Source organism: Azospirillaceae bacterium, assembly GCA_028283825.1.
Lineage (GTDB): Bacteria > Pseudomonadota > Alphaproteobacteria > Azospirillales > Azospirillaceae > Nitrospirillum.
On sequence record JAPWJW010000001.1, the window covers coordinates 283,927 to 305,138 of the forward strand.

Consider the following 21,212-nt stretch of genomic DNA (forward strand, 5'->3'; position numbering starts at 1 on the left):
GTAAAGCCCGGAGACAGTATCATGCCCCAGTTCCCCAAACATGCCGCCATCCCCGGGCGACTCTTTATCATCGGTTTCGGCAGTATCGGCCAAGGCGTGCTGCCGTTGTTGTTGCGCCACCTGGACATCACGGCCGACCGCATCACCATCATCACGGCCGACGAGCGCGGCCGGGACGAGGCGGCGCGGTACCAGGTCGATTTCCAGATCCGTCCCCTGACCCGTGACAACCACCGCGACATCCTGGTGCCGCATCTGCGCCGGGGCGACTTCGTGCTGAACCTGTCGGTGGACGTCTCGTCCCTGGCGCTGGTGGAACTGTGCCAGGAGGCGGGCGCCTTTTACCTGGACACCTGCATCGAGCCCTGGGCCGGCGGCTACACCGATGCCAGCCTGACGCCGTCGTTGCGCAGCAACTACGCCCTGCGCGAGGAAGCGCTGGCCCTGAAGGCCCGCTGCGCCGGCGGTCCCACCGCCGTGCTGACCCACGGGGCCAACCCCGGCCTGGTGTCGCACTTCATGAAGCAGGCGCTGCTGAACATCGCGCAGGACAGCGGCCTGGACGTGGCCGTGCCCCAGGATCGCCAGGGTTGGGCCGAACTGGCGCAGCACCTGGGCATCAAGACCGTGCACGTGGCCGAGCGCGACACCCAGGTGGCCGACCGCCCGCGCGAACGGGGGGAGTTCGTCAACACCTGGTCGATCGACGGCTTCGTCAGCGAAGGCTGCCAGCCGGCCGAACTGGGCTGGGGCACGCATGAGCGCCACTTCCCCGTGGATGGCCAGCGCCACGCGTTCGGCGATCAGGCCGCCATCTTCCTGAACCGCCCCGGCATCAGCACCAAGGTGCGCACCTGGACCCCCATGGAAGGCCCCTTCCACGGTTTCCTGGTGACGCATAACGAAGCCATCTCCATCGCCGACTATTTCACGGCGGTCGATTCGGAGGGCAAGGCGGTCTACCGCCCCACCTGCCACTACGCCTACCACCCCTGCGACGACGCCATCACCTCGATCCATGAGTTCGTGGGCAAGGGTTATGTCCAGCAGGAACGCCAGCGCCTGCTGATGACCGAGATCGTCGACGCGCATCGACGAGCTGGGCGTGCTGCTGTGTGGGCATGAGAAGGGCGCCTACTGGTACGGCTCGCAACTGACCGTGACCGAGGCGCGCGAACTGGTGCCCTACAACAACGCCACCAGCCTGCAGGTCTGCGCCACCGTGCTGGGCGGCATGGTCTGGGCCCTGGAGAACCCCGCCCTGGGCCCGGTGGAGGCCGATGAGGTCTCGTTCGAGCGGGTGATGGAAATCGCCACGCCCTACCTGGGCCCGGTGGTCGGCGTCTACACCGACTGGACCCCCCTGGACGGCCGCGAGGCCCTGTTCCCGGAAGATCTGGACCGCGACGACGCCTGGCAGTTCAAGAACGTCCGGGTTTCCTGACCCTGCCACCAAGGTAGTCAATCTCCCCGGAGCGTAGCGACAAGGCCGCGACCGCGGCCGCCGCAGTTTTCCGGGGAACGGAGCGGACTGGAAAACGAGGAAGCCCAGCCACCGGAGGTGGCGCCCGGCGCCTGAGGGCGAAAGACACATATCCCCTCCCCGGCGGGCGCGGGGCTTAAACAATTGCGCGCCGGCCACGCTGCGATTAAAGACCCGTAACGGGCACTGTCGCCCTTTCGACGCCCGGGACCCTTCTGCATTATGACTGACAGCGCCGACGAGGCCATTGCGGCCAAGGCCCTGCTGCCGGCCGGCTTGCGCGATCTGCTGCCGCCCGCCGCCCAGCATGAGGCCCGCATCGTGGAACAGCTGATGGCGGACTTCGCCCGCCATGGGTATGACCGGGTCAAGCCGCCGCTGCTTGAGTTCGAGGAAGGCCTGCTGGCCGGCCCGGGCGCCAAGCTGGCGCACCAGACCTTCCGCCTGATGGACCCGGTGTCCCAGCGCATGATGGGCCTGCGCGCCGACATGACGCCGCAGGTGGCCCGTATCGCCCAGACCCGCCTGGGCAACGCCCCGCGCCCCTTGCGCCTCTCCTACTCCGGCCAGGTGCTGCGGGTTAAGGGCTCGCAGTTGCGCCACCAGCGCCAGTTCGGCCAGGTGGGCGTGGAACTGATCGGCAGCCTGCGCGCCGAGGCCGACGCCGAGATCGTGCTGCTGGCGACGGAGGCCCTGACCAATCTGGGCGCCGACGGCCTGACCGTCGACCTGACCGTGCCGACCCTGGTGCCCGCATTGTTCCGCTCACTGGGCCTGGATGAGGCCACGCAGCGTGCCGCGCGCGAAGCGCTGGACCACCGCGATGCCGCCGGCATCAAGGCCATCGGCGGCACGGCCGCCGATCTGCTGGGCCGGGTCATGGCCTGCTGCGGCAACGCCCCGGCCGCCGTGGAGGCCCTGGCCGCCGTGGAACTGCCGGCCGAGGCCGAGCCGGAGCGCCAGCGCCTGGCCACCGTGGTCAACCTGATCGTCAGCGCCGCGCCCCATGTGCAGATCACCATCGACCCGGTGGAGCAGCGCGGTTTCGAATATCAGACGGGCGTCAGCTTCACCCTGTTCGCCCGCGGCGTACGCGGTGAGATCGGCCGGGGCGGGCGCTACCGCACCGATGCCGGGGAACCCGCCACCGGCTTCACGCTTTTCACCGACACGGTGATCGAAGCCGTGCCCGGTCCCACCCCCGCCCGCCGCCTGCTGGTGCCCCACGGCACGCCGGCGGCGCAGGCCCAGCGCCTGCGTGAGAAGGGTTGGGAAACGGTGGCGGCGCTGGAGCCGTTGGCCGATGATGCGGCGGAAGCCAAGCGCCTGGGCTGCACCCATCTGCTGCGGGACGGCTGGACCGTCGAGGTCTGACCGAACCGCCCTATCTGTTTATCCTGCGGGCGGCATCGCGCCGGCCCCGCGTCTGAATTCTCGCGTTTGCGTTCAAGGGAGAACCATCATGGCCAATGTCGCGGTCGTCGGCTCGCAGTGGGGTGACGAGGGCAAGGGCAAGATCGTCGATTGGCTGTCCAGCCGCGCCGATGTCGTCGTCCGTTTCCAGGGCGGCCACAACGCCGGCCATACGCTGGTCATCAACGGCGTCGTCTACAAGCTGTCGCTGCTGCCCTCGGGCGTGGTGCGGCCCGGCAAGCTGTCGGTCATCGGCAACGGCGTGGTGGTCGACCCCTGGGCGCTGCTGCGCGAGATCGACAATATCGCCGGCCAGGGTGTGACGATCACCCCGGAAAGCCTGATCGTGGCCGAGAACGCCACCCTGATCCTGCCGCTGCACAGCGCGGTGGACAAGGCGCGCGAGGAAGCCAAGGGTGCCGGCAAGATCGGCACCACTGGCCGCGGCATCGGCCCGGCGTACGAGGACAAGGTGGCCCGCCGCGCCATCCGCCTGTGCGACCTGGCGGACGAGGCGGTGCTGGAACACAAGGTGGACCAGCTGCTGTTCCACCATAACGCCCTGCTGCGCGGCCTGAACGCGCCGGAAATCGACCGGGCGGAACTGCTGGCCCAGATCCGTGAGATCGCGCCCCGCATCCTGCCCTACAGCGCCGTCGTCTGGCAGCGCCTGGAAGAGGCCCGCGCCCAGGGCAAGCGCATCCTGTTCGAAGGCGCCCAGGGCGCCATGCTGGACGTGGACCACGGCACGTATCCCTTCGTCACCTCGTCCAACACCGTGTCGGGCAACGCCGCCGCCGGCAGCGGCATGGGCCCCGGCGCGGTGGGTTACGTGCTGGGCATCACCAAGGCCTACACCACCCGCGTCGGCTCCGGCCCCTTCCCGACAGAGCTGCTGAACGACATCGGTGAGCTGATCGGCGCCAAGGGCAAGGAATTCGGCGTGGTGACGGGCCGCAAGCGCCGCTGCGGCTGGTTCGACGCCGTGCTGGTGCGCCAGGCGGTGAAGGTCGGCGGCATCACCGGCATCGCGCTCACCAAGCTGGACGTGCTGGACGGCATCGAAGAGCTGAAGGTGTGCACCGGCTATCGCTACAAGGGCGAGATCATCCACCACCTGCCGGCCAGCCAGACCGCCCAGGCGGAAGTGGAACCGATCTACGAGACCTTCGAAGGCTGGACCGACAGCACCTACGGCGCCCGGTCCTGGGCCGACCTGCCGGCCACGGCCATCAAGTACATCCGCCGCATCGAGGAACTGATTGAGGCGCCGGTGACCCTGCTGTCCACCAGCCCCGAGCGCGACGACACCATCCTGATGCGTGATCCTTTCCAGGGGTAAGGGTTGTCTTAGGAAAAGGCCCGATGGCGTACATCACGCCATCGGGTAGCCCGCGACCGCGGGCGCCGGAGCGAGTACCGCAGGGCGGAGCGAGGATAGCCAAGCGGCCGGATGGCCGCGCCGGCGCTTGAGGAACAGGGAAAAAATGGCGACTATCATCATCCCGCCACAGGATCCACTGATGGGCCGGGTGGCGCCGCCGGGGTCCAAGTCCATCACCAATCGCGCCCTGCTGCTGGCAGGCCTGGCCCAAGGCACCAGCCGGCTGACCGGCGCCCTGAAAAGCGACGACACCCGCTATATGGCCCAGGCCCTGCGCGACATGGGTGTCGCGGTGGATGAGCCGGACGACACCACCTTCGTCGTCCACGGCACCGGCCGGCTGGCGGCACCCGCCCAACCCCTGTTCCTGGGCAACGCCGGCACCGCCACCCGCTTCCTGACGGCGGCGGTCGCTGCGGCGGTGGACGGCACCGTGGTGGTGGACGGCGACGCCCACATGCGCAAGCGCCCCATCGCCCCCCTGGTCGCGGCCCTGAAGACCCTGGGCGTGGACATTACCGCCGAGACCGGCTGCCCCCCCGTCACCGTCAATGGTCGGGGCGGCTATGCCGGCGGCCGGGTGGAGATCGACGGCGGCCTGTCCAGCCAATACGTCTCCGCCCTTCTGATGATGGGCGCGCTGGGCCGCCAGGCCACCGACGTGGTGCTGACCGGCGCCGACATCGGCGCCAAGGGCTACGTCGATCTGACCACCGCCGCCATGGCGGCCTTCGGCGCCCAGGTCAGCCACCCCAGCGACACCGTCTGGACCGTGGCCGCCACCGGCTACCGGGCCGCCGATTTCCATATCGAACCCGACGCGTCAGCCGCCACATATCTTTGGGCGGCGGAGGCCCTGACGGGCGGCGCCATCGACCTGGGCACGCCGGCCGCCGCCTTCACCCAGCCCGACGCCCGCGCCTACGATTTTATCCGCCTGTTCCCCCACCTGCCAGCCGTCATCGACGGATCGCAGATGCAGGACGCCATCCCCACCCTGGCCGTCCTGGCGGCCTTCAACACCACGCCGGTGCGCTTCACCGGCATCGCCAACCTGCGGGTCAAGGAATGCGACCGGGTGGCCGCTCTGGCCACCGAACTGGCGCGCATCCGCCCCGGCCTGGGCGTTGAAGAGGGCGACGATCTGCTGGTGGCCAGCGACCCGGCCCTGGTCGGCCAGACCCTGCCCACCCGTATCGAGACGTACGCCGACCACCGCATCGCCATGAGTTTCGCCCTGGCCGGCCTGAAAATCCACGGGCTGACCATCCTGGATCCCGGCTGTGTCGCCAAGACCTATCCCGGCTACTGGGATGCGTTGGCCAGCCTGGGCGTGAAGCTGCAAGACGCGGCGTAAGGGTCAAGGCAGCAGCGGCAACGCCCGGGCAAAATCCTGAACCCAATCGCGCTGCCCTTCCGTATCCGGCACGGGCACGCCGCGCGCCTGGGCGATACGGGCGAACGCCTGCCCCACATCCAAGCCGCCGCAAGCCATCACGCCGGCCACCATCAGCGAAGACCGGCCGATACCCGCCCGACAATGCACGGCAACGGATTGGCCGGTTGCCAGCGCCTGGATCAGACGGCGGGTCAGCGCGGCTGTCTGGCGTATCGAATCCGGCACGCCCCGGTCGGGAATCGGGAATGCCGTGAAGGCCTGGCCGCTGGCCCGACACAGGGCCGCCTCCTCTTCCAACCCCAGTTCCCTGACCTCCGCCGGCTCCAGCAGGCTGACCACCTCGCCCACGCCGGCATCGCGCCAGCCAGCGATTTCATCCTCCAGCCAATCGCCGGAACGGGGGCGCGCCATGATGGCCAGCCGGCCTGTCCAAGACAGGCCCTCGCTATTGATCCAATAAAGGGCGGGCCGCATGCCGGGCGTCCTTCGGGTGGGCACAAATTGTCGGGGAGGACGCCGCAATGACGCCAAACCCGGTCAGAAGGCCCGCGAACGGACCGGCAGTCAAGACGGGACAGCTCCCCTTGACGCCCCCTTCGAATCGATTCTACATTGTAGAAGAAATCAGGGAGGGCAAACCCCATGGGCAGAAACACGCTGGGCGCCTTGGAACAGGCGATCATGATGGTCATCCTGGCGCTGGGCGACGGCGCCTACGGCGTCGCCATCCGGGATGAGCTGTCGCGGCGCACGCAGCGCGACCATTCCTTCGGCGCCGTCTACACCACGCTGGACCGGCTGGTGGCCAAGGAGTTGCTGATCACCCACCTGGGCGAACCGACCCAGAAGCGCGGCGGCCGGGCCAAGCGTTTCTTCACACTGACGCCGGAGGGCCGGCAGGCGCTGGACGGGGCGGTGAACGCGCGCCAGGAACTGGAAAGCGGCCTGGGCCTGGCCTCCTCGCTGCTGGCCGGGCGGTGATCCCATGACGACGACGCCAAGGTCCCATTCCGCCGCCGTCATCACCCCTCTGAACCTGCCCCTGTTCCCCCGCCTGTGCCTGATGCTGGTCGCCACCGCCGACGAGGTGGAGGACCGCATGGGCGATTTACAGGAGGTCTACGCCAACAACCTGGCGGCCTGGGGCGAGGAAGAGGCCTTGCGGCGCTACCGGCGCGACATCGCGTCCTGCATCCTGGCCATCGCCTATCGGCGGCTGGAAAACCTGGTGCTGCTGCGGTTCCTGGACCGGCTGAAGGCGCTGGAATCCATCCTGGCTGGGGCGTTTTCCCTGGCCCTGGCCTTTGTTCTGCTATCGCAGTTGGTGCCGCCGCCCTGGTGGATGCGGGCGGGGCTGGCCCACAACCCCGGCACCTTCCTGGGCGGCAACCTGGTGGAATACCCGTTCTGCCAGGGCTGGACGGATTACAAGGGCGGCAACCGCATGCAGGCGGCCCTGGACACCCCCGGCGCCCACGTCACGGAAGTCGGGACCCAGGAACCCTTCCGCGCCGGGTCGGAGCAGAACCTGCGCGTCCTGCTGCCCGCGACGGCCCAGGTGGTCGCCGTCTATTGCGGCATCTCGCAGCGTGCGGCCGCCATGGACGAATGCGCGCTGCGCGCCACCTGCGGCAAGGGCGTCTGGCCCGCCCTGAGGGATGAGCAATACAGCAGCAGCCGTATCCTGACAGTGAGCATGCTCAACAAGACGGTCCTGGGCCGCGACCACACCGTCGGCCATTTCTGGGTCGTGTGGAAGGACGGGGCCCCCCCGGCGTCCGCCAAGCCACCCCCGGCCGCCCCACGGGTGGGCCCAAACCCGACCTGACATATAGGCGGACATCACCGCGTTCAGGCTTGCCACAACCGCGCAAACCGGCGGAGGGATGATCATGCCTGCACGATGGGTTCATGCCACCGGCCTGGCGCTTGTCCTGGCGATCACCCCGCCGGCCTCAGCCCAGACCGCACCGGACACGCAAATGGCCGACGCCGGCCGCTGGTCGGTGTGGGGCAGCAGCCCCACCTTCATGGCCGACGACCAGATGCCCGGCGGCACCGTAGTATCCGTGGCGGCATACGGTCCCGACGGCGTGGACTGGTCAAACGGCGCGGGGATGATGGTGCCCCACGCGCTGAAGGCGGGTGACCGGATCAGCGGCGTCTTCTGGGCGCGATCGGCACGGCCGGCGCGGGTGCTGGCCACCCTTCAGGGCCAGGCGCCCGGCTACGCCGTCCTGGCCCTGGCGCCCATCGACCTGACGCCGACATGGACACGCTACACCATCAGCGGCGTGGCGTCCTCGGATCTGGCCGCCGGCACGCAGTTCCTGACCCTGCAACTGGGCAAGGCGGCGGCCGGCGCCACCTTGGGACCGGTGCTGTTCATGGCCGGCGAGCCCGATGACACCCGTATCCAGGCGACCTTCGCCCACTTCCAGCCGGTGGAGGTGGTGCGGGATGTACGCATCCCCTCCGACCCCGGAGTGACCTTGGCGGGACGGCTGCGTCTGCCGGGCCGGCATGGACCGGGGCCGTTCCCCGTGGTCATCCTGCTGAACGGCAGCGGGCCGGGCCGGCGGGGCGTCTTTCCCCGCATCGAGGACCGGCTGCTGGCCGACGGCATCGCCACCCTGGACTACGACAAGCGTGGAGTGGGCGAATCCACCGGCGATTTCGTCGATACTTTGGAATTGATGGAACGGGACGCCACGGCGGCCGTGGCCTATCTGCGCGCCCGGCCCGACGTGGACGGGGCCCGCATCGGTTTCCTGGGCCTGAGCCAGGGCGGCGTGGTCGGCCCGGGCGCCGCCGCGAACGATCCGCGCATCGCCGCCATCGTCATGCTGGCCGGCCCGGTGGGGGCCAAGGGCACGATGTTCCTGGACGCCATGGCGAACACGCTCGCCGCCGGCGGCATGGCCGCCGACAGGATCGCCCCCATCATCGCCGCCGCCCGTACCCTGATGGAGGCCCGCGCCGCCGGCGCGTCACCGACAACGGCCGCCCGGCAGGCGCTGCTGGACGCCTTCATCGCCGCGGGCTGGACGCCGGAGCAAGCAGGCGGCGCGCTGGCCACGCTGGACACGCCTGTGACCTTGTCGATGTACCTGGCGCCCTTGGATGATGTCCTGGCCAAGGTGCGCGCCCCCGTGCTGGCCGTCTACGCCGGGGACGACCATATCGTCTCAACCCCGAAAAGCATGGCCGCCGCCGAGGTCGCCCTGCGCGGCAATCCCGACGCCACGGTGGTGGAACTGCCAGGCCTTGATCACGTCTTTCATGAACCCGGCCTGGGAGACATCAGCCGGTTGCCGGTGGTGCCGCCGGCGGCGGCGGCACCCGAGATGGTGGATCTGGTCGGACGCTGGCTGGATGCCCGCCTGCGGCCAGCGCCACCGGTGGACTGAAACCTTACCTCGGCACTTCGCCGCCGGACGCGGTCACACCATCCTGCGGTTCGGCGGCAGCGGGCTTGGACGGCTTCCTCTTCGGCGCCGGCTTTTCCACCTTGCCGTCGTCATCGGTGGGCGACAGGAAGAACAGGTTGCGCAGGAAGCCGGGGGCCAGCACGGCCAGCGGGTTGACCGACACGTCCAAATCGTCCAGCGGCCCCTTCACCTTGTAGGTCGCCGACAGCAGGCCCTGGCCCTCACCGCCCGTCAGCAGGTCGCCCACCAGGGGAATGGCGCCCAGCAGCTTGTTGAAGGTGGAGAAGGGCACGATGGTGCCCTGCAGGTCGGCCGTGCCCTGGCGCATGTTGATATCGCCCTCCATGGTCAGGCCGATGGCCGCACCGGAGGTGCGCACGTCATGGAAGGACACGCCGGTGTCGGTCCAGTGGAAACCGCCCTCCAGCTTGCTGAAATTGATGGGCGCGCCGGTCATGAAGTCGGAGAAGCCCTGGAAGCTGGCGGCCGACAGCAGGCGCGCCATCACCGGCGCCTCCACCACCTGGTAGTCGCGGACATCCAGGGTGCCGTCCACCACCTCGTGCGGGTCGCCGGGCACGCTGTGCCCCTTCACCACCAGCTTGCCGCCGCGCAGATGGTCCAGCACGTCGAACTGCTGCAAGGCGGCACCGGCATCGTCGGAAACAATGGTCAGCGCCATGGCGCCGCCATCGGGCACGTAATGCACGGACAGATGGCCGGCATCGTCCTTGCCCACGCGGGTCTCCAGCGTGACGTTGCGCCAGCTGCGCCCCTGGCGCAGGAAATGGCCCTTGGTGGCGCCGATCTCACGGCCCGTGCCGTTGGCGGCCACCACCCGCTCGAAATTGAAATCGATATCCAGCGGCGGCCGCGCGTCCAGCGCCTTCAGTTCGACGTCGGTGTAGGGGCGGTTGGCGCCGCCGCCGGCGCTGGCGGAGCGGCGGAAGGGCCGCGCGTCCATTGAGGGGCCGGCCGCCTTCACCCGCATGCCGCCGCCCTCGTCCACGTCCACCGTCATGGCGACGTCGGTGCGACCCTGGCGGTAGCGGTCCACCGCCAGATGGCCGATGGAATAGTCGGGCTTCAAATCCAGGCTGCCGGAGGCCTGCGCCCCATCGGACTTCAGCTGGAAGCGGGTGATGTGCAGCGGGCGGCCCTGGTCGAACCCGACCTCCACATGCGCCGTCGCCGCCGTGCCCGGCATCTTGCGCCAGTCCATCAGGGACACCGCCAGGGAGGAACCGGTCAGGTCCAGATCGGCCAGGATGCTCTCCCGATGCTCGGCATCGCGGGTGTAGACCATGGCGACACCCACCGGGCCGCGCACCCAGTCGGGAAAGTCCAGGTGGAATTGCTGCCGGTCGCGCTCCGTGGCCGTGGCCTGCAGGGCGACACGGGTGCCGATCGGCGCCTCCGCCGGGAAGTTCTCACGCCACAGGATGCGGGCCGGCATGCCGTTCAGGCGGGCGGTGCCGATTGGTGTCCATGCCCTTGTTGTCCAGCACCAGGTCGGCCTGGCCGTCCGTGGCGCGGACGCCGGCCACCAGGCCGTCGGCCGCCATGTCCTTCAGGTGCGCACGCACGCCCAGATCCACCTGGTCCATCTTCAGGGTGGCGACCAGGGGGAAACTGAAATGCAGCTTCATGTCCGCGGTGCCGGCGACCGAGGCCGGCACCAGCCCGACCTTGCGCGCATAGCCCAGCGGCGGCGTGTCGATGACGGTGAGCGCGGCGGAGATGGGGCCGGTCACCGGCAGTTCCATGTCCATCTTCTGCTGGGACTTGTCGAGGCCGGTGATGTCCAGCTTGGACGTGCCCAGCGACAGGTCCAGCAAATGCCCCTGCGTCAGTTCGATGGCCAGGCGGCTGCCGTCGAAGGTGGCACTGCCGCCCACGCCCTTCACCTTGGGCAGCCCGTCCATATAGTTCACGGTGGCGCCGGAGAAGGTGAAGCCGGCCGCCATGCGCGTGGGCACCAGGTCCGACAGGTCGGCGGGCGCCGTCCCTTCCATGGTGAAGGTCACCTTGTCGAAGGCGCCGTCGGACAGGTTCTGCATGATCCAGGCACGCGGCTTGGGCAACGCGTCCAGGGGCCACAGCGCATCCAGGGCGCCCAGGGGCACCGCCTTGACCTCGGTCGCCAGCCCGACCTTGTAGCTGCCGTCGTCACGCTTGGCGGCCTTGCCGTTCAGGGTGATGGCGGAACCGGGCCCGGCCCCGTTGGCCCCGGGCAGATCCAGGTTCAGGTGCGACAGGGTCACCCCACCGGCATCCAGCCGGGCCTGAAGGTCCAGGTTGGCCACGGCCAGCGGCGCCTTCAGCCGCCCCGGCAGGGTGACGGTGCCCGCCGTGCCGCTGAGCGCCACGTCGAAGATGCGGGGGGAGAAGTCGGACGCCAGGTCCAGGGTGACGGTGCCGGCCAGCGGCATGTCGATGCCGCCCACCGCCGCCAGAACGCCGTCCGACGCCTTGGTGACGCGCGCCAGGTCCGCCGGGCTGACGCCGGAGAAGTGGGCCACGGCGCTGACGGTGCCGTCGGCCAGGCGATAGCCCAAATCGGCCGACACCTCGGTCATGTGTCCGCCCAGATCCACCTGAAGCAGGGCGCTGCCGGCGATGCCGGTGCGGTCGCGCGACAGGGTGATGTCGGCCCGGGGCGCCGACCACACCAGGCCCAGCTGGCGGTTATCGACCGACAGCTTGGCCTGCGACACCACCAGCTTGGTCAGGGCGCCCAACGGTTCCAGCGGGTCCGGCGGCCGCTGCAACGCCGCGACCAGGTCGTTCACGAAGTCGTTGCCGTTGTCGGTGTCGTCGTCCGACATCAGCGCCAGGCGGAAACGGCCGTCCACCTCGCGGATGGCGTTCAGCCGCGGGCGCACCAGCACGATGCGGGTGGGCGCCAAACGGCCACGCAGCAAGGCCGGCACCGACAGGGCGATGCGGAATTCCGGCAGGGTCGCCACCAGGGCGCCATCCTTGCCGGTCAGCACCACGTCGTCGGCCAGCACCTCCACCGTCGCCCCCTTGGGCGCCTTGGCCAGCATGACCTTATGGATGGCGACATGCAGGGGACCGCTGGCGTTGGCCGCCTGTTCCAGATAGGGGGCGAACCAGGACATGGGCATGGGGCCCCGGCTGAGCCGCCAGGTCAGCAGGCCGGCGCTGACCAGGACCACCAGCAGCACGCCGGCCGCCAGTTCGAACAGCACCAGCAGCGTATGGCCGAAAGCGCTGCCCAGGAAACCGCGGCGCTTGCGCCCGCGCGGCTTGGGCTCCTTGCGCGATGCGTCACCCTCAGGCGCCTGCAGCCCGGGGGACGCCGGTTCAGGCGCCTCGGCGGGGGGGATGGGAGGCGTCGGACGGGGCAAAGGTTCAGACTTCCGGCATGGCTTGACCGCGTTGGCGGGCCATGGGCACTCTGCCCCGGCCCCCTCGGACGGTGAACGGGGCCCCCGCCCCCGGACAACCATCCGATTCCCAACAACATAGGGGAACATTGGACAGGTTACACGGGGGCAAGGCCCAATTCCTGGCATAGCCCGGTCAGATAGCCATGTTCAATGTGAAATCCCTACCCCTGGCGGGAGATGTAGGCCTTCTGGCCCGCGGCCTGGACACCTGGCACCGCCGGGCAGAGGAATCAGGCGACGCGGAACTGGCCGATTTCGCGCGTCGTTACGCTGCCGAACCAGCTGGATCCGCCCTGCTGGCCGCCATCCTGGGCAACAGCCCCTTCCTGGGCCAGGCCCTGCTGCGCGAGCAGGCGTTCTTCCGCCAGGTGGCGGAAGACGGGTTCGACGCCGCCTTCATGGACATGCTGGAAAGCCTATGGTCGACATGCGGCGGCGCCACCACCACCGACGCCCTGATGAAGACCCTGCGCGTGGCCAAGCGCCGCGCCGCCCTGCTGATCGCCGCCGCCGATATCGCCGAGGCCTGGCCCCTGGAACAGGTGACGGGCGCGCTCAGCCAGTTCGCGGAAACGGCCCTGCGCCTGACCGCCCGCCACCTGCTGCGCCAATTGGCGGCCAAGGGTGAGATCCGCCTGCCCGACGCGGAGAACGACCCGGAGCTGGGCAGCGGCCTGATCGTGCTGGCCATGGGCAAGTTAGGCGCCCTGGAACTGAACTATTCCAGCGACATCGACCTGATCGTCTTCTTTGATGACGGCGTGGTCCAGGCCCGCGACCCCGATGAGCTGACGCGCCTGTTCGTGCGCCTGGCCCGCGACCTGGTCCGCATCATGGAGGAGCGGACGGCCGACGGCTACGTCTTCCGCACCGACCTGCGCTTGCGCCCCGACCCCGGCGCCACGCCGCTGGCCGTGTCCGTCTCCGCCGCCGAGGCCTATTACGGCAGCCTGGGCCAGAACTGGGAACGGGCGGCCATGATCAAGGCGCGGCCGGTGGCGGGCGACCGCAAGGCCGGCCAGGACTTCATGGGCCTGATCCGCCATTTCGTCTGGCGCCGCAGCCTGGATTTCGCCGCCATCCAGGACATCCATTCCATCAAGCGCCAGATCGGCGCCCACAAGGGCCACCGCGACAAGGCGGTGAATGGCCACGATATCAAGCTGGGCCGGGGCGGCATCCGCGAGATCGAGTTCTTCGCCCAGACCCAGCAGCTGATCTTCGGCGGTCGCGACGCCCACCTGCGCATTCCCGCCACCATGATGGCGCTGGACGCGCTGGTGGCCGCCGGCCGGGTGACGGAGACGGCGGCGGATGAGTTGAAGGCGGCCTACCGCTTCCTGCGCCGGGTGGAACACCGGGTGCAGATGGTGGACGACCAGCAGACCCACAAGCTGCCGGCCAGCGACGAGGGCGTGGCCGCCATCGCCACCTTCTTAGGCTATGCCGACGCCGGCCGCTTCCGCGCCGACCTGCTGGCCACCCTGGGCCGGGTGGAGGACCGCTACGCCGCCCTGTTCGAGGAGGCGCCGCCCCTGTCCGGTCCCGGCAACCTGGTCTTCACCGGCACGGACGACGACCCCGACACCATCGCCACCCTGCGGGGCCTGGGCTTCCAGAACCCATCCGCCGTGGCGGCCCAGATCCGCGCCTGGCACCACGGCCGTTACCGCGCCACGCGCAGCACCCGGGCGCGCGAACTGCTGACCGAGTTGGTGCCCAGCCTGCTGGCCGCATTGGGCGGCACCGCCCACCCCGACCAGGCCTTCCTGAAGTTCGATGAGTTCCTGGGCCGCCTGCCGGCCGGCGTGCAGCTGTTCAGCCTGTTCTATGCCAATCCGAAACTGCTGGAACTGGTGGCCCTGATCATGGGCACAGCACCCCGCCTGGCCGACAGCCTGGCCCGGCGGCCGTCGCAGCTGGACGCGGTGCTGACCCCCGGCTTCTTCGGCAGCCTGCCGGATGCCGGTGAATTGTGGGAAAGCCTGACCCGATTGCTGGCCGACGCCCACCATTTCGAGGAAGTGCTGGACCTGACGCGGCGCTGGACCAACGAACAGCGCCTGCGCGCCGGCGTCCAGATCCTGCGCCACCTGACCGACGGCGACCGCTGCGGCCCCTTCCTGACCCTGGTGGCGGACACCGCACTCGCCACCTTGCAGGAACGGGTGGAGGCGGAATACGCCCCCCGCCACGGCCGCTTCCCCGACGGCGACGGCGGCACCGGCACCACCGGCATGGCCATCCTGGCCATGGGCCGGCTGGGCGCCGGCTCATTGTCCCTGGGCTCCGACCTGGACCTCATCACCGTCTTTCAGGTGCCGGAGGGGGCGGAGCAGTCGGATGGCCCCAAGCCGCTGTCGCCCAGCGAGTATTTCATCCGCCTGACCCAGCGCCTGATCAACGCCATCACCGTGCCCACGGCCGAGGGGCCGTTGTACGAGGTGGACATGCGCCTGCGCCCCTCCGGCAACAAGGGGCCGCTGGCCGTCAGCCTGGACGCCTTCGGCCGCTACCAACGCGACAGTGCCTGGACGTGGGAGCACATGGCCCTGACCCGCGCCCGGGTGCTGACCGGCCCGGCGGACCTGCGCCAGCGCCTGGAGCAGGAGATCCGCGCCGTGCTGATCCGGCCGCGCGATCCTGACAAGCTGCTGGCCGACGTCGCCGACATGCGGGTGCGCATGGACAAGGAGCACCACACCAAGGACCCGTGGGCGGTGAAGCACGTGCGCGGCGGCATGGTCGACATCCAGTTCCTGGTGCAGTACCTGACCCTGCGCCACGCCGCCGACCATCCCGACATCCTGGACCCCAACACCACCGGCGCCCTGGCCCGACTGCGCGACGCGGGATTGCTGGCGGCCGAGGACGCCGACACCCTGATCGACATCCACCGCCTGTGGCGGCGGGTGCAGGCCTTCCTGCGCCTGACGCTGGATGGCGAAGGCAAGGTGGCCGACGCCCCGCCGGCCCTGCGCCTGGCCCTGGCCACGGCGGTCAGCCCGGAGGCGGAGGGCGGCCTTGACTTCGCGGCGGCGGAAACCAAAATCCGTGCCGCCGCGGGGCAGGCCTACGCCCTGTTCCGCAAAATCGTGGAGGAGCCGGCATCCCGCCTGGCACCCCCGCCCGACAAGACCTGAAGGAAAACAGCACCATGGCCGCTGAGGTTGGAACCGACGCCCCCGATTTCACCATGCCCACCGACGGCGGCGGCAGCGTCACGCTGTCGGCGCTGAAAGGCCGGCCGGTCGTGCTGTACTTCTACCCCAAGGACGACACCACCGGCTGTACGGCGGAGGCCTGCGGCTTTGGTGAGTCCCTGCCGCATTTTGAGAAAGTGGACGCCACCATCATCGGCGTGTCCAAGGACAGTGTGGCCAGCCACGACAAGTTCAAGAAAAAGTACAACCTGCCCTTCACCCTGGCGTCCGACGCCGACACCGGCGTGTGTGAGGCCTACGGCGTGTGGGTGGAAAAGAACATGTACGGCCGCAAATACTTCGGCATCGAACGCGCCACCTTCCTGATCGACAAGGACGGCCGCGTCGCCCAGGTGTGGCGCAAGGTCAAGGTGCCCGGCCACGTGGAGGCCGTGCTGGCGGCGGTGAAGGGGCTGTGACATCCTGACCTGAGCCAAGGCGAAAGAGTTCTGATGTCCGACGTCCGTTCCCTGACTGTCACCGGTTTCAAGTCGATCCGGAGCTTGTGCGATTTCAAGCTGAACCCGCTGAACGTCCTGATCGGCGCCAACGGCGCCGGCAAGAGCAACTTCATCGGCCTCTTTCGCCTGCTCAACCAGATGTATGAGCAACGTCTGCAAACCTACGTCCAAACCCAAGGTGGCCCTGATGCCCTTTTGCATTTTGGCCGAAAGCTAACAAAAAAGATTCACGCTGAATTCTATTTTGATAGAAATGCATATAAGTTTGACCTCATTCCAACGACAGACAATCGCCTTATTTATGAGCGAGAGGTCAGTTGGTTTGGGGGTGTTTATTATGACACCACGCCCAGTGCCATTTTGGGAACTGGCCATAGCGAATCAAAACTAAAATCTGCGAAGGATCTATATTCTCCTTTCGTACGTAGGTCGGTGGAAAATTGGCGCGTCTATCACTTCCACGACACAAGTGACACCGCTTTGGTGAAACAACGCCATGCCATGAATGACAACCTGATACTCAAGATAGATGCGGCAAATCTAGCCGCCTATTTGGAGTTTCTTCATCACAGGCACGACCACGAATATAGCCGTATCGTTGAGACCATCCGCCTGGTCGCCCCTTTCTTTGGCGACTTCGTTCACCGGGACGATGCTGATTACGTGGAACTGGAGTGGACGCAGGCCGGCCGGCCGGACACGCCCTTCAAAGCACACATGCTGTCGGACGGCACGTTACGCTTCATCTGTTTGGCGACCCTGCTGCTGCAACCAACTACAAAGTGGGAAACGAGAGGGGTTGGGATACACCCACGTCCTCGGTGAAATCTGGACGAGGGGACAGGGCGGGTGGGGGAGGGGGGGTGGTGGGAGGGGGGGGGGGGGAGGGGGGGGGGCGAAAGCCCGGGTACCACAAGACCCGGCACGGCCCTCTGGCGGCGGAAAAAATCACTCTGGCCGTAATCGAACGTGAGTGCCCGCACTTCCACGGTTGGATGGAAGCCCTTCGCGGCCTGGCCCGATAGCCCTCACGCGCTGGCCTTGCTGGCGCCGGCGGTGAGGGTGCCGCCCAGGCGGGCAAGGATTTCGCCGGCCAGGGCGGCGATCTCTTCCGAGCCCTTGGCCCGGCGGTCGGTTTCCTGCAGGGACAGGCCGTCCATCATGGCGCCGGCGAAGCCCACGCGGTTGCCGATGGCGGCGTCGGCCATGGGCACGCCCAGACCGGCCACCGCCTCTGTCAGGCGGTCGGCCAGCTTGGCGCGGGGCGGCACGCGGTTGAGGGTCAGCAGCACCGGGCGTTTTTCCGCCTTGGCCATCTCCAGGGTCGGGCGGGTGGCCCACAGATCCATGGGGCTGGGTTGTACCGGCACCACCACCAGGTCGGCCACGCGGACGGCGATGCGCGCCTCCGTCTCGGCATGTGGGGGGCTGTCGACCACCACGACGTCGTGTTCGCGGGCCAGGCGCTCCACCTCTTTCTGGGTACGCCAGCCGTTGATCTGCATGTGGGTCAGGCCGGGATCGCCCAGGGTCTGGCCGCGCAGGCCGAACCAGGCGGTCAGGCTGCCCTGGGGATCGATGTCCACCACCGCCACCCGCAGGCCCGCCAGGGACCAGGCCACGGCCAGCTGGATGGCCAGCGTGGTCTTGCCGGCCCCGCCCTTTTGCTGCGCGATGGTGACGACGTGTCCCGCCATGATGGTTCCCCCCGGGGCCGGTTTAGGTCGGGCGCAGTGTGGACCCCGCCGCCGTGCCCGGCAAGTGTGCACCGCACAAAACCCACCCTTCCAAAAGGGGGAGCCGGCCTTGCGGCATCGCCCCTTGGACAGGGCGGTGTCGGGAAGGCTAGATAGGGGGACGCAAAGCAAGATGGCCGCCCCCGTGACCGAACCGAAGACCCTTCCGCCCTCTGGTCCCGCCCCGGACATGTCCCCGCCCACGCCGCCGGCCCTGGCGCGCGCCGCCGAGGCGCTGGCGCAGGGCAAACTGGTGGCCTTCCCGACGGAGACGGTCTACGGCCTGGGCGGTGATGCCGGCAACGATCAGGCGGTGGCCGACATCTTCGCCGCCAAGGGCCGCCCCAGCTTCAACCCCCTGATCGTGCACCTGCCCGACGTCGCGGCGGTGGAGCGCTACGCCGTGATGGATGAGCGCGCGCACCAGATGGCGGATCTGTATTGGCCGGGGCCGTTGACCCTGGTGCTGCCCCGCCGGCCCGACGCGCCCCTGTCGCTGCTGGTCAGCGCCGGGCTGGACACGGTGGCCATCCGCGTGCCGCGCCATCCCACCGCCCGCGCCCTGCTGCAGGCCAGCGGCCGCCCCATCGCGGCGCCCAGCGCCAACCGGTCCGGCCATGTCAGCCCCACCGCCCCCGTCCATGTGCGCGAGGAATTTCCCGAGGGCGGCGGCGGGCGCCTGGCCCTGATCCTGGCCGACGGCCGCTGCCCGGTGGGGGTGGAATCCACCGTGCTGGACCTGTCCGGCGCGGTGCCGGTGCTGCTGCGCCCCGGTTCCATCACGCCGGAGGAGATCGAGGCCGTGCTGGGCCCCCTCCAGCGCGCCGCCGCCGGCGCCGCCGTCAAGGCGCCCGGCATGCTGGAAAGCCACTACGCCCCCGGCATCCCCGTCCGCCTGAACGCGCTGAACGCCGCCAAGGATGAGGCGCTGTTGGGCTTCGGCCCCGACCGTTTCGTCCTGGGCGGTGCCGAACGGCTGAACCTGTCGCCCAGCGGCGATCTGAACGAGGCGGCCGCCAACCTGTTCGCCATGCTGCGCCGCCTGGACAAGCCGGAGTTGGCTGGCATCGCCGTCATGACCATCCCCGACGTCGGCCTGGGCCTGGCCATCAACGACCGCCTGCGCCGGGCGGCGGCCCCCCGGGCTTGACCTTGGCCCATCGGCGGGTAAACGGTTAGGTTCCCAGGCACCCCCGTCCTTTGCCCCAAGGCCCCCCATGGATCCCCGGCAGATCGTCCTTCTGGCCCAGTACAACAGCTGGATGAACGCCAAGCTGTTTGAGGCCGCGGCACGCCTGCCGGCGGCGGAGCTGGCGGCCGACCGGGGCGCCTTCTTCCGTTCCCTCCTGGGCACGCTGAACCACCTGCTGGTGGTTGACCTGTTGTGGCTGCGCCGCTTCCGCGAGCATCCGCCGGGCTATCCCGCGCTGGATCCGGTGCTGGAGTTGCCCCGTCCTGATCGGCTGGACCAGATTCTATACCGGGAGCTGGACGGCTTGGCCGAGGCGCGGCGCCGGATGGACCAGGCCATGGAAGCCTGGGCGGCCACCCTGCCGGCCGAGGTGCTGGATCAAACCCTGCGCTTCACCAGTTACCGGGGCGATGCCTACGCCAAGCGTTTCGGCGACATCGTCCTGCATCTTTTCAACCACCAGACCCACCATCGCGGCCAAGCCACCACCCTGCTGAGCCAGGCCGGCCAGGATGTGGGCGCCACCGACCTGTCGGCCCTGATTCCGGATGAGGCATGATGACCACCCCCTCCCCTGATACCGTCCGCGACCTTCTGGCCGCCCTGGCCGACCTGCTGGGCCCCACCGGCGTGCTGACCGCGGCGGACGCGCAGGAACCTTACCTGACGGAGGCGCGGGGCAACGGCGTCAGCACGCCCCTGGCCGTGCTGCGCCCGTCCACCACGGACGAGGTGGCGGCCGTGGTGCGCCTGACGCGGGCCGCCGGCATCGCCCTGGTGCCCCAGGGCGGCAACACCGGGCTGGTGGGCGGCGCCCTGGCGGGACAAGGCACCTTGCTGCTGAACCTGGGACGCCTGAACCGCATCCGCGAGATCGACGCCCTGGACCACACCCTGACGGTGGAGGCCGGCGTCATCCTGGCCACGGTGCAGCAGGCGGCCCATGACGTGGACCTGATGTTCCCCCTGAGCCTGGGTGCCGAGGGCAGTTGCACCATCGGCGGCAACCTGTCGACCAACGCCGGCGGCATCCTGACCCTGCGCTACGGCAACGCCCGCGCCCAGGTGCTGGGGCTGGAGGTGGTGCTGCCCGACGGGCAGGTGTGGAACGGCCTGCGCCGCCTGCGCAAGGACAACACCGGCTATGACCTGAAGCAGCTGTTCCTGGGCGCCGAAGGCACGCTGGGCATCATCACCGCCGCCGTCCTGTCGCTGGTGCCCCGGCCGCGCCAGCTGGAAACGGCGCTGGTGGCCGTGCCCGACATCGATGCCGCCCTGCGCCTGCTGAAGCGCCTGCGCCAGGCCAGCGGCGACGCCGTGTCGGCGTTCGAGCTGATGCCCCGCTTCGCCATCGATGGGGCCGCCCGCTACCTGGGCGAACAGAACGACCCGCTGGCCGAGCCGTCCCCCTGGTACATCCTGACCGAACTGACGGCGGGCACGGCCGGCGACGCCCTGCGCCAGACCATCGAGGCGGCGTTGGGCGAGGCCATGGAGGCCGGCGACGTCACCGACGCCACCCTGGCCGCCAGCGGCGACCAGCGGCAGAAGCTGTGGCGCCTGCGCGAGGGCCTGCCGGAGATCGGGCGCAAGGTGGGCGGCGCCCTGCACCACGACGTGGCGGTGCCGGTCAGCCGCATCCCGCAGTTGATCGCGCGGGCGGACAAGGCGGTGGCCACACTTTGCCCCGGCGCCCGCCCCTACCCCTTCGGCCATCTGGGCGACGGCAACATCCATTACAACATCGCCCGGCCGATTGGTGACGATGCCGCCGGGCGCCAGGCCTTCCTGGACCAGGGCCCCGCCATCATGCGCGCGGTGCACGACGTGGTGCTGGACCTGGGCGGGTCCATCAGCGCCGAACACGGCATCGGCAGCCGCAAACGCGACGAACTGGCCCGTGCCCGCGACGCACTGGAAGTAACGCTGATGGCAAGCGTCAAACGCCTGCTGGACCCGGACAACCTCATGAATCCGGGAAAAATACTACCCCGATAGGCAGGCCATCGCGGCTGGCGCCCCCTACAAGCCTAGACCGACCCTGACCTTTGGCGTGAATTGACGCCGACTCGACGGCCGTGCGACCCTTGGTAG

At 69.1% G+C, this 21,212-nt stretch carries 16 protein-coding genes and 1 pseudogene; 13 read left to right on the forward strand and 4 right to left on the reverse strand.

Translation table 11 applies throughout. The features are described from left to right. Positions 1-21 precede the first annotated feature (21 nt). The 4 genes and pseudogenes from PW843_00995 (at position 22) to PW843_01010 (ending at position 5,637) form a co-directional block, all read left to right on the forward strand. Positions 22-1,444 (forward strand): annotated as a pseudogene (locus PW843_00995) (saccharopine dehydrogenase NADP-binding domain-containing protein). Positions 1,445-1,705: 261 nt separating this feature from the next. Continuing rightward, on the forward strand, positions 1,706-2,857 hold the full coding sequence (locus tag PW843_01000; GenBank protein ID MDE1145183.1) for an ATP phosphoribosyltransferase regulatory subunit: 1,152 nt from the start codon (positions 1,706-1,708) through the stop codon (positions 2,855-2,857). Positions 2,858-2,945: 88 nt separating this feature from the next. Further along, positions 2,946-4,238, forward strand: coding sequence for an adenylosuccinate synthase (locus PW843_01005; GenBank protein ID MDE1145184.1), 1,293 nt, complete (start codon positions 2,946-2,948; stop codon positions 4,236-4,238). Positions 4,239-4,383: 145 nt separating this feature from the next. Next, positions 4,384-5,637 carry a 3-phosphoshikimate 1-carboxyvinyltransferase gene (locus tag PW843_01010; protein MDE1145185.1) on the forward strand — a complete coding sequence of 418 codons (1,254 nt, stop codon included), beginning with the start codon at positions 4,384-4,386 and terminating at the stop codon, positions 5,635-5,637. 3 nt (positions 5,638-5,640) lie between these two features. On the opposite strand, the gene PW843_01015 is transcribed toward PW843_01010, so the two are convergent. After that, positions 5,641-6,153: a protein-tyrosine phosphatase family protein gene (locus PW843_01015; GenBank protein MDE1145186.1), complete on the reverse strand. Its 513-nt coding sequence runs from the start codon at positions 6,151-6,153 to the stop codon at positions 5,641-5,643. A gap of 168 nt (positions 6,154-6,321) precedes the next feature. Here PW843_01015 and PW843_01020 point away from each other — a divergent pair, with 168 nt between their 5' ends. From PW843_01020 to PW843_01030, 3 genes are all read left to right on the forward strand, one after another. Then, a complete protein-coding gene (locus PW843_01020; GenBank protein MDE1145187.1) occupies positions 6,322-6,660 on the forward strand; it encodes a helix-turn-helix transcriptional regulator in 339 nt (112 codons plus the stop codon). Positions 6,661-6,664: 4 nt separating this feature from the next. Next, entirely contained in the window at positions 6,665-7,507 is an 843-nt protein-coding gene (locus PW843_01025; protein ID MDE1145188.1) for a hypothetical protein, read from the forward strand. Positions 7,508-7,571: 64 nt separating this feature from the next. Next, positions 7,572-9,089: an alpha/beta hydrolase gene (locus tag PW843_01030; protein ID MDE1145189.1), complete on the forward strand. Its 1,518-nt coding sequence runs from the start codon at positions 7,572-7,574 to the stop codon at positions 9,087-9,089. 4 nt (positions 9,090-9,093) lie between these two features. Here PW843_01030 and PW843_01035 read toward each other — a convergent pair whose 3' ends face one another. Further along, positions 9,094-10,566, reverse strand: a complete 1,473-nt coding sequence (locus PW843_01035) for an AsmA-like C-terminal region-containing protein (protein MDE1145190.1) — start codon at positions 10,564-10,566, stop codon at positions 9,094-9,096. After that, positions 10,541-12,484 (reverse strand): DUF3971 domain-containing protein, encoded by a 1,944-nt coding sequence (locus PW843_01040; protein ID MDE1145191.1) that lies wholly within the window; start codon positions 12,482-12,484, stop codon positions 10,541-10,543. Before PW843_01040 ends, PW843_01035 begins: the two co-directional genes overlap by 26 nt. Before the next feature lie 185 nt (positions 12,485-12,669). Here PW843_01040 and PW843_01045 point away from each other — a divergent pair, with 185 nt between their 5' ends. Genes PW843_01045 through PW843_01055 form a run of 3 tightly spaced genes read left to right on the forward strand, consistent with a single transcriptional unit; the run spans position 12,670 to position 17,015 of the window. Then, positions 12,670-15,669 carry a bifunctional [glutamine synthetase] adenylyltransferase/[glutamine synthetase]-adenylyl-L-tyrosine phosphorylase gene (locus PW843_01045; GenBank protein ID MDE1145192.1) on the forward strand — a complete coding sequence of 1,000 codons (3,000 nt, stop codon included), beginning with the start codon at positions 12,670-12,672 and terminating at the stop codon, positions 15,667-15,669. A gap of 14 nt (positions 15,670-15,683) precedes the next feature. Beyond that, positions 15,684-16,148, forward strand: a complete 465-nt coding sequence (gene bcp / locus PW843_01050; GenBank protein ID MDE1145193.1) for a thioredoxin-dependent thiol peroxidase — start codon at positions 15,684-15,686, stop codon at positions 16,146-16,148. A gap of 33 nt (positions 16,149-16,181) precedes the next feature. Next, positions 16,182-17,015 carry an AAA family ATPase gene (locus PW843_01055; protein ID MDE1145194.1) on the forward strand — a complete coding sequence of 278 codons (834 nt, stop codon included), beginning with the start codon at positions 16,182-16,184 and terminating at the stop codon, positions 17,013-17,015. A 203-nt stretch (positions 17,016-17,218) separates the two neighbouring features. On the opposite strand, the gene parA is transcribed toward PW843_01055, so the two are convergent. Then, a complete protein-coding gene (parA, locus tag PW843_01060; GenBank protein MDE1145195.1) occupies positions 17,219-17,887 on the reverse strand; it encodes a ParA family partition ATPase in 669 nt (222 codons plus the stop codon). Positions 17,888-18,116: 229 nt separating this feature from the next. Here parA and PW843_01065 point away from each other — a divergent pair, with 229 nt between their 5' ends. The 3 genes from PW843_01065 (at position 18,117) to PW843_01075 (ending at position 21,116) form a co-directional block, all read left to right on the forward strand. Further along, positions 18,117-19,076 carry an L-threonylcarbamoyladenylate synthase gene (locus tag PW843_01065; protein ID MDE1145196.1) on the forward strand — a complete coding sequence of 320 codons (960 nt, stop codon included), beginning with the start codon at positions 18,117-18,119 and terminating at the stop codon, positions 19,074-19,076. 67 nt (positions 19,077-19,143) lie between these two features. After that, on the forward strand, positions 19,144-19,677 hold the full coding sequence (locus tag PW843_01070; GenBank protein MDE1145197.1) for a DinB family protein: 534 nt from the start codon (positions 19,144-19,146) through the stop codon (positions 19,675-19,677). Further along, positions 19,674-21,116, forward strand: coding sequence for an FAD-binding oxidoreductase (locus PW843_01075; GenBank protein MDE1145198.1), 1,443 nt, complete (start codon positions 19,674-19,676; stop codon positions 21,114-21,116). The genes PW843_01070 and PW843_01075 overlap by 4 nt, the downstream gene beginning before the upstream one ends. The last annotated feature ends 96 nt before the right edge of the window (positions 21,117-21,212 follow it).

Excerpts from the sequence above, each read along its gene's own strand:
- PW843_01000 (MDE1145183.1), top strand. The coding sequence starts at position 1,706 with ATGACTGACAGCGCCGACGAGGCCATTGCGGCCAAGGCCCTGCTGCCG.
- PW843_01005 (MDE1145184.1), top strand. The coding sequence starts at position 2,946 with ATGGCCAATGTCGCGGTCGTCGGCTCGCAGTGGGGTGACGAGGGCAAG.
- PW843_01010 (MDE1145185.1), top strand. The coding sequence starts at position 4,384 with ATGGCGACTATCATCATCCCGCCACAGGATCCACTGATGGGCCGGGTG.
- PW843_01015 (MDE1145186.1), bottom strand. The coding sequence starts at position 6,153 with ATGCGGCCCGCCCTTTATTGGATCAATAGCGAGGGCCTGTCTTGGACA.
- PW843_01020 (MDE1145187.1), top strand. The coding sequence starts at position 6,322 with ATGGGCAGAAACACGCTGGGCGCCTTGGAACAGGCGATCATGATGGTC.
- PW843_01025 (MDE1145188.1), top strand. The coding sequence starts at position 6,665 with ATGACGACGACGCCAAGGTCCCATTCCGCCGCCGTCATCACCCCTCTG.
- PW843_01030 (MDE1145189.1), top strand. The coding sequence starts at position 7,572 with ATGCCTGCACGATGGGTTCATGCCACCGGCCTGGCGCTTGTCCTGGCG.
- PW843_01035 (MDE1145190.1), bottom strand. The coding sequence starts at position 10,566 with ATGCCGGCCCGCATCCTGTGGCGTGAGAACTTCCCGGCGGAGGCGCCG.
- PW843_01045 (MDE1145192.1), top strand. The coding sequence starts at position 12,670 with ATGTTCAATGTGAAATCCCTACCCCTGGCGGGAGATGTAGGCCTTCTG.
- bcp (MDE1145193.1), top strand. The coding sequence starts at position 15,684 with ATGGCCGCTGAGGTTGGAACCGACGCCCCCGATTTCACCATGCCCACC.
- PW843_01055 (MDE1145194.1), top strand. The coding sequence starts at position 16,182 with ATGTCCGACGTCCGTTCCCTGACTGTCACCGGTTTCAAGTCGATCCGG.
- parA (MDE1145195.1), bottom strand. The coding sequence starts at position 17,887 with ATGGCGGGACACGTCGTCACCATCGCGCAGCAAAAGGGCGGGGCCGGC.
- PW843_01065 (MDE1145196.1), top strand. The coding sequence starts at position 18,117 with ATGTCCCCGCCCACGCCGCCGGCCCTGGCGCGCGCCGCCGAGGCGCTG.
- PW843_01070 (MDE1145197.1), top strand. The coding sequence starts at position 19,144 with ATGGATCCCCGGCAGATCGTCCTTCTGGCCCAGTACAACAGCTGGATG.
- PW843_01075 (MDE1145198.1), top strand. The coding sequence starts at position 19,674 with ATGATGACCACCCCCTCCCCTGATACCGTCCGCGACCTTCTGGCCGCC.